We start from the raw sequence: 1,482 nt of genomic DNA, 5'->3' as shown, positions 1-1,482 counted from the left end.
CTCGGCCTCGGCGGCCAGTGCGCGATAGGCCTCCATGCCGGAAAGGGTCGCGCGATCGCGCGTGTCGGCCGTCGGTTCGAAGATTCGACGTTCGTGAAGGATCGAGACGAGGGCGGTCAAGGTGTTCTCCGTGGAAAAGCGCAACGTGTCATGCAATGGCGAACGAAACGCAACATGCATGCCAGTCGCGCGACGATGCGCGCTGTGTGTACGCCGGTGCCGCCGGTGCGAGGCGGCAGGCACGCCGTGCGTTGATCGGTCGACGCAGACGCCGCCGCCGGCGGCCGCGGGCGTGCGCCGAAATGCAGCAGCGGCTGTTGCAGGTGTCAACACGACGCGCGGCGCAGTGGGCGCATCGTGCACGCGCGTCATCCGACGAACGGGTGCAGCACCGCGAGCGCGTCCGATGCGCGAAGGCGTGCGAGTGCGGACGCTTCGATCTGCCGCACGCGTTCGGCGGACAGATTCAGACGGCGGCCGATGTCGCGCAGCGAGCAGCCTTCGCCCGCATGCAGCCCGTAGCGCAGCCGCACGATCAGCGCTTCGCGCGGCGGAAGCCGGTCGATCGCGGCGGCGATCGCAGCGCGCCGTTGCGCCGCGTCGGCCGCGTCTTCCGGCGACGGCGTCGACGCATCGGGCACGACGTCGACGAACGTCATGTCGCCGTCCGGTGCAATCGGCAGATCGGCCGAAACGGGTTCCTTCACGATCGCCATCAGTTCGCGCACCTTGTCGACGGGCTCGCCCATCTGAGCGGCCAACTCGTCCGGCGTCGCGGCCGCGCCCGCACGCTGCCGATGTTCGCGCGCGAGTCGCGCGAGCTTGTTGATTGCATCGACGGTGTGCGTCGGCACGCGGATCGTGCGTCCGAGATCGGCGAGCGCATGCGTGATCGACTGCCGGATCCACCAGGTCGCGTAGGTCGAGAACCGGAAGCCGCGTCGGTGATCGTAGCGGTCGATCGCCTTCAGCAGCCCGATGTTGCCTTCCTGGATCAGGTCGGCGAACGGGAGCCCGCGATCGGGATAGCGCTTCGCGATCGACACGACGAGCCGCAGGTTCGCGTCGAACAACGCCATCTTCGCCGCGTGCGTCGCGCGTTCGATCGCATCGAGCCGCGCATCGAGCAGCGCGACCGTACGCGGCGGCAGCACCGATGCGCGTGCATCGGCTGCGATCGCTTCGCGCGCATCGAACAGCACGGGCGCGCTGCGGATCAGCGCGCGCTCGCATTCGGGATGCGCGGCGATGCCGGCCGCGAGCCAGCGCGCGTGATCGTCGTCGTGCGCGTCGTGGCATCGCCAGGTCGTCTGCGACGGGATGCCCGCATGGTGGAGCACGCGCGTCATACGCGCGCGCTGTTCGCGATGACGTCGTGCGCGGCCGCGCAGCGGTGCGCCGATGCGCTCGACCGCACGTGCGGACAGCCGCAGCGGGCGCAGCAGCGCCGCGGCATCGCGCACCGCGGCGCGGTACGCGGGC

1 protein-coding gene and 1 pseudogene are annotated in these 1,482 nt (G+C 70.3%); both read right to left on the bottom strand.

Translation table 11 applies throughout. The features are described from left to right. Window positions 1–372: pseudogene (locus tag HMPREF3115_RS32345) on the bottom strand (acetyl-coenzyme A synthetase); the annotation flags it as partial. Continuing rightward, window positions 369–1,482, bottom strand: a 1,114-nt coding sequence (locus HMPREF3115_RS32340) for a sigma-70 family RNA polymerase sigma factor (protein ID WP_256276117.1), incomplete at its 5' end; no start/stop codon positions are given. The gene HMPREF3115_RS32340 and the pseudogene HMPREF3115_RS32345, both read right to left, overlap by 4 nt.

The organism is Burkholderia sp. HMSC10F09, assembly GCF_001806955.1.
Taxonomy (GTDB): Bacteria; Pseudomonadota; Gammaproteobacteria; order Burkholderiales; family Burkholderiaceae; genus Burkholderia; species Burkholderia multivorans.
This window is presented reverse-complemented; position numbering and strand designations above follow the sequence as displayed.